Here is a 15,373-nt window from a genome sequence, read left to right as displayed (position 1 = left end):
CTCGAGCACGTCCTTGAGGTAGATCCAGGGATCGTGACCGTGCAGCTTGGCCGAGTGCGCGAGGCTCATGACGACGGCTGCGCGTTGACCCGCCAACTCGCTGCCAGCAAACAGCCATGCCTTTCGACCCATCGCCCAGGGACGGATCAAGTTTTCGCAGTGGTTGTTGTCGATGCTCACCTCGCCGTCGACCAGGAAGCGGCCGAGCGCCACCCAGCGCTTCAGGCTGTAGTCGAGCGCACTGGCAGCTCCGCCGCCATCAGGCACGCGTTTGCGCTCGATGACCATCCACGCGCGCAGCGCGTCCCACAGCGGCTGGCTGCGTTGGCGGCGCGCGGCCAGCCGCTCGTCTGCTGAGAGCTGTGCGATCTCCTGCTCGATGCGGTAGAGCGCGGCAATGCGCTGCAGCGCCGGCGTGGCGATCGCGCTCGTGCCGGTCTTGAGCAACTCGTCGAACCTGCGTCGCGCGTGCGCAAGGCATCCGGCTTCGATACGGTCCTCAAGCTTGAAGACGACGTCGTAGGCCCCGTAGTCGTCACAGGTGAGCGTGCCGCACCATCGACCGAGGAACGCGACCGGATGGCGCGCGGCCCGGCTGATGCAGAAGTCATAAGCCACGCCCGGCACCGGGTCGAAGGCGCCCCTCGCATAGGCCCACACATAGGCCTTGCGCGTCTTGCCGGCGCCGGGATCGAGCAGGCCGACCGGCGTCTCGTCGGCGTGCAGCACGCGGGCACCGAGGATGAACTCGCGGTGCGCGTCATACAGCGGCGCCAGCGCAGCGCCGGCGGCGCCCGACCAGCTCGCCAACGTCGATCGCGGCGTCACCACGCCCGAGCGGGCGTTGATCTGCTCCAGGCGGTAGTACGGCAGGTGATCGATGAAGCGACCGACCAGGGTATGGGCTACCAGGCCCGCCGTGGGCAGCCCCTTGTCGACGATCTGCGGGTCCACGGGCTCCTGCACCAGCGTCTGGCAGCACCGGCACGCCCACTTGCCGCGGATGTGGCGATGCACGAAGAACTCGGCCGGGATCACGTCCAGCCGCTCGCTCACGTCCTCACCCACGCGCACCATCGGCTGGCCGCAGCCGCACGTCGTGTCGGCCGGCTCGTGGWGRTGYTCGACGCGACGCAGGTGKTCGGGCAGCGGCTTGCGACGGGGCTGGCTCTTCGYCTTCGRCGCCGSCTTGTYCRTGCCSTCMTKGYCTTGCCCCTGCAAGGCTGCGAGCTGCGCGSYGAGGTCGGCTTCGTCTTCGGCGACCGTGCTCTCGAACATCTGGCGCTGCTCGRCGTTCATGCGCTCGGTGTGGGCGCCGAACTTCCAGGCCTTCAGCCGCGCGAGCTCGAAGGTGATCTTCTCGATCTTCGCGTCCTTGAAGCGGATCGCMYKGGCGTCGCGCTGCGCYTGCTCGTCGCGMACCTTGAGTTCGGCGAGCATGCGGGTGGCCAGCTCGGCCATGGCGCTCGGGCTCAGATCCCGCAGGTCCTTGGCTTCGAGCGTGGCGAGGTCAACCATGAGTGCCGATTGTGCGCAGCCTCCCGGCGCGCGTCATCGGGGGATCCTCGAATTGCCCGGCGCGTTGCGCGCCGGGTGCCAGCATCACACGTAGTCGATGCGCTGCATCTGCTCGAGCCGCGTCCAGGGCAACCCGACGATGAGGGCGTCGAACTGGGCCTTCGTGAGTGCCAGACCATTTTTGGCGCCTGGTGCCGTCCACAGGAAGCGGCCCTGGTTCAGGCGCCGCGCTGCGCACCACACGCCGAAGCCGTCGTGGACCAGCAACTTCACTCGCGTGCCCCTGGCGTTCGCGAAGAGATACCCGTGGTGTGCCTGCGCGATGCCGAAGACAGCCACGACCTGTGCGAGCAACCGATCCGCCCCGGCGCGCATGTCGACGGGCTCGGTGGCAAGCCACATGGCGTCGATGCGGATCACCGCAGCAACTCACCGAGCCAGCCCGCGCACTCGGCCGCGGCGCCGATCGGCCAGGTCACCGCGATCGATGTCGCCCCGCGGCGAAGTTCGATGCGGATGTCGGGCAGCGCGGGGGCAGTCGCCGTCGGCAAGGACACTGCGACGAAGCCCATCTCGGCGCTCGTTGGCGGGACTATCTTCGTTGGCGTGCTTGACGCTTCGACAGCCGCCAGACGGCGCCACCGATGCACGAGATTGGCGTTGAGGCCATGCGCCAGGGCGACAGCGGCGACCGACGCGCCATGCGCCGCGCACTCGGCGAGAACGCGCGACTTCAGGTCCGGGCCGTGGCGACGGCGGGTAGCGGGTTTGGCGATTTCCATGGTGTCCACCTAAGTTGTGAGGTGGACGCATGCTCCCGGCACCCGCGGAACGATTCAAGATGGGGTGACCAGTTGCTTACCGGGCACGCGCGGGAAGTGGCGCTTGTCGCTGCCGCGACGATCAGGCGTGCGGTCGAAGAAAGAGGAATTCGCGTGCGCCATCTCGACGACGTGGTGGCGTCGGCCCGAGAGGGCTACGGCTTCGTCAACGATTTCTATGCGAATCACGAGGGTGAGGAATTCGACGACGAGGATAGGGACGTAGATTTCGATCGGGCGCTTTGGGATGCTGACGCGTACTCGGCTGTTCTGCGAGAGAGCCTGGAGCGTGCCGCTGCTTCGGACGATCACCGCGCGCACTACGCGTTGGCAATGTTGGCACGCTCTGACGACGATGACTTCGACGATGAAGCGGAGGAGGGAAGTGCCCATTGGCACCGCGTCCAGCAAGAGGGGACGGTGCTTCATGGCGTGGAGAAAGAATGGGCCGACGCCTGCGCGGCGGCCTTGCTTCGAAAGAAATCGCCGCGCAGCCTTGATCGAGTGGCCCAGCAGCATCTCGAACGAGCTGCCGAACTCGGCAACACCGATGCGCTGATGGATCTGGCAGAACAGAGAGAGGACGCGACCTACTTCCATCGGGCCGCCGAGGCGGGCGGCGATCCCAGCCGCCTCGTCGATCTCGCCTATCGCTTCGATGAGCCGAATGTCGAGTACTGGCTGACTCGTGCTGCCGAATCAGGCGACGGCTGGGCGATGCGGACGCTGATCGAGCAGTTCGACGACCGCGATCTGCGGGCATGCTGGAAATGGGTCTACTTCGCCCGGTTGCTGGGCACTGATCTGACCAAGGACAACCTGAAGGCCTATCACGATGGGGGCCTCTATGGCGGCGAGCTCTACGACGACGACCAAGGAGGGCCTCTGTACGTCAACGGCATCGAGGGCGTCCGCCTCGAACCTCTTGAGCCGACCGAGGATGCGGAGGCACACAAGGATGCGGCTGAGCTTTTCAGTCGCCTCGGTTGAAAGTTGCCCATGCGTGCGGCAATGAACAAGACCTATCTGCTGATCGATCTGCAGAACCGGAAGCCGTCACCGGAGCGTGTGGCTTCGTGGATGGGCGCCAACGGCGAAGCCTGGATCTTCTTCGGCGAGCACGAAATCAACATGCTTCCGCAGTACCAGGAGTTGGGCGTGCAGGTATCCATCGTCGACATCTCCAGGCCCGGCAAGAATTCGCTCGATTTCCACCTCGTGCTGTATCTCGGCTATCTGGTTGGCAGGCGCGAGGGCAACGCACGATTCTTGATCGTCGCCGGCGACGGCGACTATGACCCCGCGGTTGCACATGCCCGATCGAAGGGGGTGGCGGTCGAGCGTGTGGACAGCCTGGATGTCGTTCCCGTGGCCATCGCACCCGCACCGAAGTGCGGACCCAAGGGCGGCAAGCAGAGGTCAGCGGAAGTCGTGTACGACGGCATGCTGAAGGACATCCGCGGCTCCAGCAGACCGCGCAACCTGGCAGCGTTGAAGACACGCATCCAGTCGCGCATCGGCCAGCAGCCGGAGCCCGACAAGGTGGCTTGCGTGATTGCCAAGCTGGAGGCCATGGACGTGATCGAGGTCGCCGATGGTGCCCTGAACTACGTTCAAGCCGCGGAGGAGTTCAAGGCCGGCTGAGAGCGCTTGGGAAGTGCCCACGCCGCCGCGCCAGCGATCCAGCGAACGGCGGGACGCAATCCCACGCGACCCCGTCGGGTGATTCGGGCGGTGTGAGGTCCAGTTCCATGGGAAACGACGAAGAGCGCTGAGAAAGCCCCTGCTTCACCGAAATTCAAAGAGCACTGGGCCTGTCCCGAGCGGGCGCGCAGCAGGAAATATTTTTTCCGATTTCGGTCAACACTCCCTTTGATCGCTTAGTCCATAGGTGCATGCATATGGATCATGCCATTTGTTGTGCTTGTAATAGAGATTCACAACATCGCCCCTATTAAAGGTAAAAAGTGCAGTTCCGCTGGAATACAAGATCCACTTTCCAAATGAACCATCACTGAATTTCAGCGAGCCTTCCGCGTAGCAAGAGCTGAAACGATCAGTCGTTAGGACGTAAGTTTCAACCGGATAGGCTCTGTTGAAAAATCTTATTGCTTGGTCCTTTGTGGGCCTGAATCTCTTGCAGGCCCTTGCGGCATTTTCGTTTTTTACGGACTCAAGATTCAATCCGACCGTGTCAATTTCTATACTTTTGACGGTCCTTGCATAGCTATGCCCCATGACCGTCAGTGCAAGAAGGATAAGCACTGATTTGATGGTCGATACTCTAAATTTGTTTACCATCTGGCGGTACTTCCCTCGCGTTCTTTCTCGCTATCTCGGGATGACGATATATTTCACTCATGGACACACTCAACGTCTCCAAAAGTTGACGGCGATGTCGGTAATCACAACTGTTGCGCGCCATCACGCGCCCGGGGCTCAAGGTCCCCTTATTGCGCCTGATGGCCGTCGTGGCCGCGCTCGCCAAGGCGCCGCTTGCGGGGGCGGTCGCCAGAAATCAGCTGCGTTGATTGCGCTGCCACATGCGATTTTTCGTGGCGCTTAGTTTTCAGGTCAGCACTCCCCCTCAGAGCAAAGGCCGTATGCGCCGGCAAAGGGATCATGCCATCTGTTGTATTTATATAGAAGGTCAACGCTCTTCCCACGGTTCCATTCGATGACCGCAGTTCCGCCCGAATAGAGCCACCAATCGCCTTGATTGTTGTCGCTGAATTTGATTGTTCCCTTCGCATAGCAGGGCGAATACCGTTCGGTCGTCAACATGTAATGCTCAACTGGATATGCCCTAGAGAAAAAGCGTTTCACTTGGTTGGCGGTTGGCTTGAATTTCTTGCAGCCTTCCGCGGTGGATGAGTCCAGCGTGAGCCCGCTGTCGATTATTTTTAACTCTGTAATGGTTCTCGATGCTGCAAGGTTTGAGAACGAAATTCCCAAAAAAAGAACGCACCGTAGACTGCGCCTCCCTACCATTGCGCGTTACCCGCCTCTGTCTCGATCTTGTAAGAGACTTCTGGATGTTTGAACACCTCTTGCATCGAAATATTCAATGTCTCCGACAATTCTTTAATCAGCCATTTTAATGAGGCATTCTGGGTGCCATTGATTTTCTCGTAAACCTCATTGCCTTTCGTTCCCGATGACTGGCCCACTATCTCGATGCCTATCGAGTCGGCGTTGGAAGGATATCTGTTGGGGTGAGATTTTTTGTGTTCATGTCGAGAAAGCAGCGTGTATTTATGGCGCAAACTATGCACCGTTTTGAATTCTGAGGGTGAGCACGTATGAGTTTCTAGGCAGCGTGACCTGAGCTTGCCTACATGTTCGGTGTATTTGTATAGCGATGCTGTTTGGTAAATAGTGCCATCTTTATCTATAAGAAAATGCGCTCCGTGGGCGCCTGCATCGTTATAGCTGTTGAATGTCGCTTGGGCAGTCGGCGAATCGGTTTGATGAACGACGATTCCATTTACCCGATCCATTTGTCTACGTTCGATCTTGGGAAAAATCTTGACCTTGATTCTTTCAGCATCAACATGGCCTGCTCTGGTGATGTAAAGCATTCTTGTCCCCGTTCACATTTCGCGATTCTGTTGAATGTCGTAGCCGGCTGACACCGTGCCCCCGGAACCACCCTGCTGGTTCTGCATGACGTATTCCTGCTTCACGCGGGCAAAAGCGAGGCTGACTACTTCTCGCGGGCGCGACATGGTCGCAGTGAGCGCTGGCGCGACCTTGGTGACGATCACATCGCCCATCGTGATCGTGAGGTACTCCAGCGGGGAGCCCCCGGCCTTTCTAACCACARGGGTGGCCGTGTCGATGTGCTTGCCCGTCAGGCAATACTTGAGCAGGTTGGGGCTCGCTCGATCCACGTAGTGGTCAAAGGTCAGGTCGCTGACGGTGGCCTTGCCTGCGCCGCCCCCGCTGCCGGCGTGCATGGTGGATTGCTGGGTGATCTCCCACTCCCAATCCAGGACTTCGATTTCATCCTTATGGCTGGCATCTTGTGATTCACCGGTAATGCCGGTCAGCTTCAAAAAAATATCTTGCGACATGGTTTTTTCCCTCCCTGAATGTCAGGCAAGCGACGTGCGCCTGACCCGCTCCACGGTATCGCATGGCAAGCGCGACCAAGCATTGAAGACTGCATTTCCGGAACACTCTCCGACAAAACAAGACCTGTCTCGCATCGCCGCCAGAGTCTTGGAACAATTGAGCGCGCGCCCTCATTCAGGGGAGTAGGGCTGACCTGAATTTGAGACCCTCAAGATTTGCAGGACACCTTGCCTGGGGCGACATGGCGGTGCTGTGCCGCAGCTGGGCGCTGATGGACGAATGCGCCCGCGCCTTGAACCGCCGCCGCCTGCCGCACAAGGTGCGCAAGGGCACGCACGACTTCGACCCGCTGGCCGACACCATCAAGGTGATGACCTCGCACGCGAGCAAGGGGCTGGAGTTTCCGGTGGTGGCGGTGATGGGGGCGCGGCAGGCTGTGGCGGGGGGCCAGGCCGGCGCGAAGGCGGAGGAGGGCGATCCGCTGGAGGAGATGCGAACCCGCCAGATCCTGCAGAMCCCCGCAACTGAAGCCGGGGCGTGGCGCCGCGCCGGTTGGCATGGGGCCGGCAGTTGAATTCCATGGGAAAAAGCCCATAATTAGCGCGTGCCGAACTACCACCCTCAGGCCAAGGCGGAACTGAGAGCCATCCTGGCGTCGCCGGGGCGGGCCGTCAAACGGTGCGTCGGGATGATGCTGGGGCGGCATCTGGGCCTGGACAGTGGCCAGGAGCCGCTGGATGCGAGCGAGTACTTGGGCGCGGGCAGCGGCTCCTCCGTGCTCTACGGCGTGCCCTACGCCTACAGCCTCTTTGGACGAATCTACTGCGTCTACGAGGTCAACGGCGGGGTTGTCACGCTGCTTGCGGTCGACGGCTGGCAGGCCACCGCACGCGTGGGCCTGAGCCGCTCCGCGCCGGATGCGCGAGCCAGGGCCTGGGGCCTTTCGAGTTGAACTGTGGAGAAAGCAAATGGGAACACTGAACGCACCTGAAGTCACCCCCACGCACGAGGACTCGCGCTCTTTCGAGGAGTCGCTCCTGCGTGACCCGGACGTGAAGTTCGGGTTCGACAACTACGAAATGCTCAAGCAGATTGGCGCCTTCGTTCGCGACATGCGCAAGGCGAGCGACCTCTCCCAGGAAAGCCTGGAGGCGGCCAGCGGCATCGACCAGTCGGAGATCAGCCGCCTGGAGGCGGGCGCGATGGAGCGCGGGCCGTCGCTGCTGACGCTCGTGCGGTTGGCGCACGCCGCCGGTCAGCGACTCGTGATTGGCTTGGAAGACCCCGACGGCGGCACCGGTGAGCCGCGGCGAGTGGTGACGCTCTGACGGGCTCCCTGTGAGTCTGGAAAACTGGTCCGACCTCTGCGGGCTCCTGAGCGGTATCGCGCTCATCGTGACCGCGTGGCGCAACGACGGGCTCTACGGCTTCGTCGACAACCTGCGCAAGGCGGTGAACGACGCCAAAGCCAAGGCGCTCCCCGAGGACCCGATGGCGCCCGAAGTCCTGGCCGCGCTCCAAGGCGAACTCGCCAAGTGGTCGTGGATGGACCGCTGGAGCCTGCGTGCCGGCGCAGTCTTCCTCATTGCCTCCTTCGCGCTGAAGCTGTTCGTCCCCGCCAAATAGTCGCAGCGCAGTCCTTCGGCGCGACGACCGTCGATCATCGACGAAGCGCTGGTGGTGTGAACCCGCCGCGCCGTGTATCGGCTGCTCGGTAGCGTGAGGGTCGGCATCTGACCAGCGCTGCTTTCGAGCTGGCGGCATAGGTCTTTCCGGTACTGTCTCGTTGGTCGGGCGCGGCCACGACGGTGGGGCTTGTCTGGGCTGAGGCCGATGGCGATGGCTTCGTCTTCCGATCCGTTGTCGCCGGAAACTGTCGGTATAGTTTTGTGCATGGCGCTCACCGGAAAACTCAGAAGCTGGAACGACGAGCGTGGCTTCGGCTTCATTGCGCCGCGCGACGGTGGCCGCGAACTGTTCGTCCACATCAGCTCGCTTCCGAGGGACGGGTCCCGACCGACGGTGGGCGAGACGGTCACCTATGAACTGGGCCGCGGCAAAGACGGCAAGCCGCAAGCGGTGAATGTCTATCGACAAGCACTCGGCAAGCCGTCCACCTATCCACGTGAGCGGTCGCAGCCCACGCACAACAGTCACGGCAGGCGCTCGCCGATCAACGCCCTTGTCGGCTCGGCGCTCGTGGTCGCCATCGCGGCGTTCGGCTATTCGCAGTACCAACGACACCGGGTGCGGCCCCAGGCGGCTGCCGAGATGCCGTCCCAGCAGGTCGTCGGTGCCGAGCCGGCGCCGAGCAGCTACCGATGCGACGGCCGGACCTATTGCTCTCAGATGACATCCTGCAGCGAGGCCAAGTTCTTCCTGAAGAATTGCCCCGGCACGCAGATGGACGGAAACCACGACGGCGTGCCCTGCGAGCAGCAGTGGTGCACCAGCATGTTTGCGAAGTAGTTCGCTCCCGCAGACAAACCAGGCGGCGTCGACTCGGCTGCGCTGGCAGGGCATGAGTTCGGAGCGTCAAAGCAACGCGGGCGACTGCGCAGGCCCCCCCTTGGAAGACACATTCAAGCACAGCCTCGCGCAGCTACTAAAAGCAGTCACGCGACTACCTTTGGTAGTTGCGTGACTACTAAATGTAGCTACACTTAAGGTCATGCAAAGGAGGGCTGTCATGTGAGCAAGCCTGTCATCGAAGCCCTGCTCGGACGGGGGGCAAAGTCCAAGGTCGTGCAGTGGCTCTACCTGCAGGACCGACGGAGCGAACCGATTGCTGCACGGCCTCTCGCTCGGGAAGCGGAGGTCGCCTACGGCTCGATCAACAAGACACTTCAGGAACTGGTGGACCAGCAGCTTGTGGTCCGAGAGGAGACCTCACACGGCCCCCAGTACCGCGYGCCGCACGAGGACCCCCGTCTGGCAGGCCTGTTCCATCTGATTCGACAAGACAGCGCCATCGTCTCGCAGCTCAAGCGGGCTCTGAGGGGCTCGGCCAAGGGCATCACCTACGCGGGAGTCTTCGGCTCATTTGCGGCCGGTGCGACGAAGCGCGACAGCGATATCGACGTTCTCGTCCTCGAGCGCGAAGGCGTGGACCGCTTTTCCGTCATGACCGAGCTCAGCAAGGTTGGCGAGCGGATTCATAGAGATGTGAACCCCCAGTTCTATTCGACTGAAGAATTCGCCTCCAAGGTGCAATCAGGGGACCCCGTTGCACTCAGCATTCTGGCCAACCCAAGGTTGGACCTCAGGGGAGAACTGCCATGGCAGAACTGAGACCACTGAGGGCCCTTTCGATTGAGAAGGCCCGCAACCTTCTGGCCAGCGCGAGGGTCGCGCTGAAAGACGCGCGAGCGCCTGCGGAACACATTTCCGCTCCTCGCCGATTCGATGCGGCATACGACTGCGGGTTGGACTGCGCGCTGTTGGTTCTGGAGTGCAGCAAACTCGAACTGAAAGGCCAAGGCCATCACGTGGAGTCGTTTGACTTCCTCGTGAAAGCGCTGAAGCTCAGGGGACAAACGGCCGCAGCTATCCCCACCATGATCAAGGCGCGAAATGCCAACCGCTACGACGGCACCCCGTTCATCAACGAAGGTGTTGTTGCCAGCGCCATCGAGTGGGCGGACCGGATACTCGCGGAGACGGAAGCCTGGCTCGCTACCAGCCAGCCGCTCGCCCTGAAGCAAGTGTTGCTTCCAGCGCCGCCCCATAGGGGGTGATCTGCTCCGACGAGACGCGCAGCGTCGAGGTGTTCAATCCGTTTGCTTTAGCGCTCGCCGCCCGTGGAGGTGTTGCTGTTGATGTTCAGCGACCAGCCGGGCAGTATGGGCTGGACGAAGGCACCGCCCAAATCCCCAATTCTGTGGGCTCGATGCCGTTGAGGTGACCGCAGGCAGACCTCTGCTGTGGCCCGGCAAGACCGAAGACAAGGCCGGCACCTTCGTCAGGCCGCCAGCCGCGCTGCCAGCTGCCGCGCGGTTCGCGCGCTGGCGCCCTTGCCGGTGATCGCCAGCGCCGGGGGGTTGGCCAGCATCCGCTCGAAGACCGCCCGCACTTCTTCCGCGCCGATGTCGTCGATCATCGCGATCACATCGGCCATCGGCGTCACGGTCCCGCTGGCGAAGAGCTCTTCGACGGCCTGCTCCATCGTTGCGTAGGTCCGCTCCCCTGCGCGCACGCGGGACACGATCAGCTGGTTCTTCGCCCGCTCCAGGTGCACCGGATCGATGGTGGTGGCCTGCGCACGCAGCAGGCCGTCCGTCGCCGTCACCAGCGCGTCCAGCTTGTCCGGGGTCGTGACCGCATGCACCACGAAGTTGGCCCAGACGTCCCCGCTGTCCATCGTGGAATCGGCCGTGTAGGCCAGCCCGAGCCGCTCCCGCACGGTGTCGACCAGGGGCGCCGACATCCCGCCTCCAAACAGGTTGGCCGCAAGCGTTGCCGCAAGGCGCCAGCGCTGCTGCGACATCTCCTCCTGCCGCGCGGGCGCCAGCGGGTAGGCCATGTTCAGGAACACCTGCGAGACCTGCGTGAAGCGCCGGGCCATGGCTTGACCGACGTACTTCGCGGGCGCCGGCTGTCGCGACACGGGCAGGTCGACCGACGGGGGCATCGCTGCAAAGAGTTCCCCGGCGAGCGCCACCCAGGCTTCGGCGTCGAAGTTCCCGGCCGCCGCGACGACGGTCTTTTCCGCGACGTAGTGGGACTGCACGTGGCGGACCAGGTCGTGCCGGGTGAAGCCTTCGATGTTGCCGACGGTGCCGATCACAGGCATGCCCATCGGGTCGTCGCCCCAGATCGCGCGGTCGAGCAATTCGCTGGAGTAGTCCTGCGGATCCTCCTCGTACTCGATGGCCTCCTGGCGGATCACTTCCAGCTCGCGCTGCAGTTCACTGTCGGGAAATGTGCTGTTCAAGACGATGTCGGCCGTCATGCGCAGCAGCTGCTCCGCGTGCCGGCCCAGGCCGGTCATGAAGTAGCCGGTGGTGTCCTTGCCAGTGAACGCGTTGACATCCGCTCCCAGCCGCTCCGCATCCATATTGATGGCCTGAACGGAGCGGGTGGTGGTCCCCTTGAATGCCATGTGCTCCAGCACATGGCCGATGCCGTTGCTGGCCGGCGTCTCGTCCCGGGAGCCGACGCGCAGGAACACGCCCACACTGGCGCTCTGCACATGGGGAATGCGAATGGCGAGCAGCCTCACCCCGTTTGGAAGCGTGTGGAGGACCGTGGTGGTGCGCTCCGCCTGCAGTGGGACCATGGCTCAGCGGCCTTCCGGCTGTTGCAGCCTGACGCCGATGTCTGCCGAGATGCGCTTGCCTTGAGTCATGGGTGCATTGTCGCTGCGCCCGCACCACCAGACGCTGCAGGTGGTCGATGCCCTCAAGCGCGACGCGCAGCTGATCGTTCACGAGGGCAAGTGGCAAGGCATGCTCGATGCGGATGAAGCCGCCACCATCCCCGACTTCCTGCGAGTGATGAGCCTGCAGCAAGAGCAGCTGGCGCGCAGCGCCGGAGGCGTTGAATCCGTTCGTCCCCAATTCTGTGGGCTCGATGCCGGTGGGTGCTCGCAGATCGCGAGAAGTGCGGTGCGCAAACCCTCGTCGACTAGCATGCTTGGCATGAATCAATTGCAGTTCGAACTTGATCGCCTGTACGGACTGGGCGCGAACGCCGCAGATGGCGCCGCCCCGGGTGTCGGAGATGTGGGGCGCCAGCGTGGCATCCGCGCCCTGGTGCTGGAGCTGGCGCTACCCGGGGGCTGGGGACGGCTTTCTTCCGTCTGGAAGGGTGTCCAATCGGATCTCGACCTTCCTCCCCCCGCCATCGCGGTCTCGGGCGTCGACGGACTGCAGCTGTGGTTCTCCCTTGCGTCGCCGATTTCGCGGCGTGCCGGCGAGCACTTTCTGCAGGGCCTCCGTGCACGATACCTGTCAGACGTCGTGTCGACGCAGGTACGCCTGGCCACCGAGGCGGCTGGATTCCCGGCTGCGCCGCCCGTCGAGATCAGCCCGGATCGCTGGTCGGCGTTCGTCGCCCCCGATTTGGCGTCGGTGTTTGCCGATACGCCGTGGCTGGACTTTCCGCCCAGCGGCGAAGGCCAGGCGACGATTCTGCGCGTGCTCGAGCCCATCCAACAAGTTGCTTTCGAAGCTGCGTTGAATCAGCTTGGCGCAATCGAAGGGGATGCGTCTCGCGAACCGGCTGCCTTGAAGTCACCCGCGCCGGCCGAAGTGCGGACGTGCGAGCAAGGGGACGCCGAAGCGGTACGTTTTCTGAGAGGCGTCATGAACGACGACACGGCGCCTTTGGCTTCTCGGATAGAAGCCGCAAAGGCCTTGCTCTCCGATGCCAAGCGCTCGTAGACAGCCGCTGGGCCCGACCGATCAGATCGGACACGCGAAGACGCTGGCCATCGCGGCGCAGCCGGAGATCGGAAGGTCGTCCCACACGGAAGCGCAAAGCGCGACTTTTTCCCTGCGAAGATTCTGACATCTTGTGCAAGATAGGGCGGGTGGCGAAGCGCCAGCCTTCAGGCGCCACATCGAACCGCATCGACACAAAAACTTTGGATGGACATGATTCTTCGCGCGTGGACGTTCTGGATACTGACGCCCCTGCGCGAAGAATGCCGGGAACACCTCGAGCGGACCAAGCTCAAGGAGTACAGGTCCGCTTCAGGCTGCCAGCGTGCCGTCGCATTGTTTCGGGATCTCGGTGATGGAAGCACGGAGGTCGCCTTCGTCTCCGTCTGGAACTCCATGGAAGACATCGGCGCCCATGTCGGGGACGACCTTCGACGATCCACCATCGATCCGTCGGACCAGCGAAAACTTCTCGACCGCGAGCCGACCGTGCGCCATTACGAGGTCACGAGCTCGAGCAAGGTCGGGACCATGCCTCAGGCGTGGAGAGCGCTCGTTCCGTCTCTCAATGACGTGCCGAAGGGCCTCCGGGGACATTCCTCGCAGGGCGAATGATCGTTGTCGGCGATGCCCGGCGTGCGATGGCGACCGAGCTGCTGCGCCCGCAGGAGAAGGACGACGACGGCATCCCGCTGCTGCACCCCGTGAGCTGCGGGCGACTGCGCGGCTCACTGTTGCCAACGCGGTGCCCATTGGCCGATGATCTCGGCAGGAGGCGCCTCGCGATGACCATCTTCATTACCGCCTATGAACGATCGCCCGATGGCGGCAAGGGGCTGGCGCGTGACACGCGCGTTCGGTGGGCGCTTGAAGAAGTGGGCCAACCCTACGAGGTTCGCCTTGTTTCGATCCGTGCGATGAAGGGACCTGCGCATCTGGGTCTTCATCCTTTCGGCCAGATTCCGACCTATGAGGAAGGCGATCTCGCCCTGTTCGAGACAGGCGCGATCGTCTTCCATATCGCCGAGCATCGTGCGGGCCTGCTGCCCAAGGATGCCAATGCGCGGGCGCGCGCAATCACATGGATGTTTGCCGCGCTCAATACGGTGGAGCCGCCGATCCTCGAGCTCGCCATCGCCCGGCTTGTGGAGGGCGACAAGCCCTGGAGCAAGGAGCGCATCCCGCTGGTCGCGGATCGTGTCCGCAACCGGCTGGACCCGCTTTCCGCTCGCCTGGGCAATGCCGACTGGCTCGACGGTGCTTTCAGCGCGGGCGACCTGATGATGGTGTCGGTGCTTCTCCGGTTGAAGCCATCGGGCCTTCTGGGCGAATTCTCGAACCTGGCTGCCTATGTCGCCCGCGGCGAAGCGCGGCCCGCCTACCAGCGAGCTTTCGCCGCTCAATTGGCGACCAACACCGGCAAGCCGCCGGCCGGCTGAATGCGTGCCGTGCTGGCTTCGAAGCCGTCATCACGGCCGACTCACTCGAAGACAGGCCTGAAAAAGCTGCGCTCGTAGCTGAGGATGCAGCGCGTGTCTTCCGCATACTTGAACGCCGCCTGGCACTCTGCGTCGGCAGCAGACAAGGCGCGATATTCCTCGTACGCCGCGAGACTCGGAAACGTGAACATGGCGAGCGCGATGTTGTTCGCGCCTTCCGATGGCAAGAAGTAGCCATGGTGCTTTCCTCCGAACTTTTCGACGAGAGGAATCCACATCCGTCCGTAGTGCTCGAACTCCTTGAGCTTGAACGGATCGATGACATAGCGCAGGTAGCAGGTGACCATGGGAGGCATCAGGTTTGGTGTTTGAACGGGGCAACTGCCCGAAGGTCAGTGTCGAGTATCGGCTGATTGCCTTCTCGGCACCGAGTACGTGAGCTCCGCAAAACCCGGCCCGACAAACCTGGCCTTCTTGAGTTGCAAGGACGGCGAAACGATGCGACGCGGAAGCAAGGGCTTGCCCGAGCCCAGAGTCACGGACCCGACCTGGACGATGATCTCGTCGAGCAGCCCGGCGTCATGAAACTGGCCGACGAGATCGCCGCCGCCGACGAGCCAGATGTTCTTGTCCCCGGCGGCCAGCTTCATTGCATCGTGCACCGGCCGCACATCGCCTCGGACGAAGTGAACGGCCGCGGAGGGCACGCCGGGCAGCGCGCGGCTGCTGAACACCCATGTGGGTTGCGTGTAGGGCCATGCGGCCCCCGGCTCGACGACGTGGCGCAGCATCCATTCGTAGGTCGACGATCCCATCGCGAGTGCACCGACATCCTGGATGAAGCCGGGATAGCTGGTGTCGTTGATGTCACCGAGCGGGAACAGCCATTCCAACGAATGATCGTCCGTCGCGATGAAGCCGTCCAGGCTGCAAGCGGTGTAGTACTGGGTCTTCATTTCTGGCTGTCTCCTTGAGCAGGTTGCGCCCGGCCGGGCTCTGCGGGAACGCGCCTGCATGCCTTGGCCTCGACATGGTAGGTCCGGAGACTTTGGTCGTTCTGGCTGCCTTGGCCGCTGCGCCGCGCTCGGATTCGCTCATCCATCAAGAGGATGGAGAAAACTTTCTTTTCAATTGT

General features: G+C 62.8%; 20 protein-coding genes. 12 read left to right on the top strand and 8 right to left on the bottom strand.

Annotation, left to right across the window (positions count from 1 at the left end):
- The 3 genes from tnpC to AC1D2E_RS23020 all read right to left on the bottom strand — a co-directional run.
- Positions 1-1,518, bottom strand: a 1,518-nt coding sequence (tnpC, locus tag AC1D2E_RS23030) for an IS66 family transposase (protein ID WP_478199547.1), incomplete at its 3' end; no start/stop codon positions are given.
- Positions 1,519-1,602: 84 nt separating this feature from the next.
- A complete protein-coding gene (gene tnpB / locus AC1D2E_RS23025; protein ID WP_478199546.1) occupies positions 1,603-1,938 on the bottom strand; it encodes an IS66 family insertion sequence element accessory protein TnpB in 336 nt (111 codons plus the stop codon).
- Positions 1,935-2,300 (bottom strand): transposase, encoded by a 366-nt coding sequence (locus AC1D2E_RS23020; protein ID WP_478199545.1) that lies wholly within the window; start codon positions 2,298-2,300, stop codon positions 1,935-1,937. The genes tnpB and AC1D2E_RS23020 overlap by 4 nt, the downstream gene beginning before the upstream one ends.
- A 153-nt stretch (positions 2,301-2,453) precedes the next feature.
- Here AC1D2E_RS23020 and AC1D2E_RS23015 point away from each other — a divergent pair, with 153 nt between their 5' ends.
- Together AC1D2E_RS23015 and AC1D2E_RS23010 are read left to right on the top strand one after the other, a co-directional pair.
- A complete protein-coding gene (locus AC1D2E_RS23015; protein WP_478199544.1) occupies positions 2,454-3,329 on the top strand; it encodes a hypothetical protein in 876 nt (291 codons plus the stop codon).
- Positions 3,330-3,350: 21 nt separating this feature from the next.
- Complete coding sequence (locus AC1D2E_RS23010) at positions 3,351-3,983, top strand: PIN domain-containing protein (protein WP_478199543.1); 633 nt, start codon at positions 3,351-3,353, stop codon at positions 3,981-3,983.
- A 1,340-nt stretch (positions 3,984-5,323) separates the two neighbouring features.
- On the opposite strand, the gene AC1D2E_RS23005 is transcribed toward AC1D2E_RS23010, so the two are convergent.
- Together AC1D2E_RS23005 and AC1D2E_RS23000 are read right to left on the bottom strand one after the other, a co-directional pair.
- Positions 5,324-5,920: a peptidoglycan recognition protein family protein gene (locus tag AC1D2E_RS23005; RefSeq protein WP_478199542.1), complete on the bottom strand. Its 597-nt coding sequence runs from the start codon at positions 5,918-5,920 to the stop codon at positions 5,324-5,326.
- Between the two features lie 12 nt (positions 5,921-5,932).
- On the bottom strand, positions 5,933-6,415 hold the full coding sequence (locus AC1D2E_RS23000; RefSeq protein ID WP_478199541.1) for an Hcp family type VI secretion system effector: 483 nt from the start codon (positions 6,413-6,415) through the stop codon (positions 5,933-5,935).
- 242 nt (positions 6,416-6,657) lie between these two features.
- On the opposite strand from AC1D2E_RS23000, the gene AC1D2E_RS22995 reads away from it, so the two are divergent.
- The 7 genes from AC1D2E_RS22995 to AC1D2E_RS22965 all read left to right on the top strand — a co-directional run bounded on the left by AC1D2E_RS22995 (position 6,658) and on the right by AC1D2E_RS22965 (position 10,153).
- The gene (locus tag AC1D2E_RS22995) at positions 6,658-6,990 is read left to right on the top strand and encodes a hypothetical protein (protein ID WP_478199540.1); all 333 of its coding nucleotides are present in this window, start codon (positions 6,658-6,660) and stop codon (positions 6,988-6,990) included.
- 30 nt (positions 6,991-7,020) lie between these two features.
- Positions 7,021-7,368 (top strand): hypothetical protein, encoded by a 348-nt coding sequence (locus AC1D2E_RS22990; RefSeq protein WP_478199539.1) that lies wholly within the window; start codon positions 7,021-7,023, stop codon positions 7,366-7,368.
- A 16-nt stretch (positions 7,369-7,384) separates the two neighbouring features.
- Entirely contained in the window at positions 7,385-7,744 is a 360-nt protein-coding gene (locus tag AC1D2E_RS22985; RefSeq protein ID WP_478199538.1) for a helix-turn-helix domain-containing protein, read from the top strand.
- A gap of 10 nt (positions 7,745-7,754) precedes the next feature.
- Positions 7,755-8,042 (top strand): hypothetical protein, encoded by a 288-nt coding sequence (locus tag AC1D2E_RS22980; RefSeq protein WP_478199537.1) that lies wholly within the window; start codon positions 7,755-7,757, stop codon positions 8,040-8,042.
- Between the two features lie 267 nt (positions 8,043-8,309).
- A complete protein-coding gene (locus tag AC1D2E_RS22975; RefSeq protein WP_478199536.1) occupies positions 8,310-8,885 on the top strand; it encodes a cold shock domain-containing protein in 576 nt (191 codons plus the stop codon).
- A gap of 222 nt (positions 8,886-9,107) precedes the next feature.
- Positions 9,108-9,707: a nucleotidyltransferase domain-containing protein gene (locus AC1D2E_RS22970; RefSeq protein ID WP_478199535.1), complete on the top strand. Its 600-nt coding sequence runs from the start codon at positions 9,108-9,110 to the stop codon at positions 9,705-9,707.
- Positions 9,695-10,153 (top strand): hypothetical protein, encoded by a 459-nt coding sequence (locus AC1D2E_RS22965; RefSeq protein WP_478199534.1) that lies wholly within the window; start codon positions 9,695-9,697, stop codon positions 10,151-10,153. Before AC1D2E_RS22970 ends, AC1D2E_RS22965 begins: the two co-directional genes overlap by 13 nt.
- A 224-nt stretch (positions 10,154-10,377) precedes the next feature.
- Here AC1D2E_RS22965 and AC1D2E_RS22960 read toward each other — a convergent pair whose 3' ends face one another.
- Positions 10,378-11,694: a M16 family metallopeptidase gene (locus AC1D2E_RS22960; RefSeq protein WP_478199533.1), complete on the bottom strand. Its 1,317-nt coding sequence runs from the start codon at positions 11,692-11,694 to the stop codon at positions 10,378-10,380.
- 67 nt (positions 11,695-11,761) lie between these two features.
- Between AC1D2E_RS22960 and AC1D2E_RS22955 the strand changes: the two genes are divergently transcribed.
- From AC1D2E_RS22955 to AC1D2E_RS22945, 3 genes are all read left to right on the top strand, one after another.
- Positions 11,762-12,799 (top strand): hypothetical protein, encoded by a 1,038-nt coding sequence (locus tag AC1D2E_RS22955; protein WP_478199532.1) that lies wholly within the window; start codon positions 11,762-11,764, stop codon positions 12,797-12,799.
- A gap of 207 nt (positions 12,800-13,006) precedes the next feature.
- Positions 13,007-13,414 carry a putative quinol monooxygenase gene (locus AC1D2E_RS22950; protein ID WP_478199531.1) on the top strand — a complete coding sequence of 136 codons (408 nt, stop codon included), beginning with the start codon at positions 13,007-13,009 and terminating at the stop codon, positions 13,412-13,414.
- 170 nt (positions 13,415-13,584) lie between these two features.
- Positions 13,585-14,238, top strand: coding sequence for a glutathione S-transferase family protein (locus AC1D2E_RS22945; RefSeq protein WP_478199549.1), 654 nt, complete (start codon positions 13,585-13,587; stop codon positions 14,236-14,238).
- A 41-nt stretch (positions 14,239-14,279) separates the two neighbouring features.
- On the opposite strand, the gene AC1D2E_RS22940 is transcribed toward AC1D2E_RS22945, so the two are convergent.
- Both AC1D2E_RS22940 and AC1D2E_RS22935 read right to left on the bottom strand, forming a co-directional pair.
- On the bottom strand, positions 14,280-14,585 hold the full coding sequence (locus tag AC1D2E_RS22940) for an NIPSNAP family protein (RefSeq protein ID WP_478199530.1): 306 nt from the start codon (positions 14,583-14,585) through the stop codon (positions 14,280-14,282).
- Positions 14,586-14,630: 45 nt separating this feature from the next.
- Positions 14,631-15,194 carry a dihydrofolate reductase family protein gene (locus tag AC1D2E_RS22935; RefSeq protein ID WP_478199548.1) on the bottom strand — a complete coding sequence of 188 codons (564 nt, stop codon included), beginning with the start codon at positions 15,192-15,194 and terminating at the stop codon, positions 14,631-14,633.
- Positions 15,195-15,373 lie beyond the last annotated feature (179 nt).

It is taken from the genome of Variovorax sp. P1_H2, from assembly GCF_056405295.1.
This window is presented reverse-complemented; position numbering and strand designations above follow the sequence as displayed.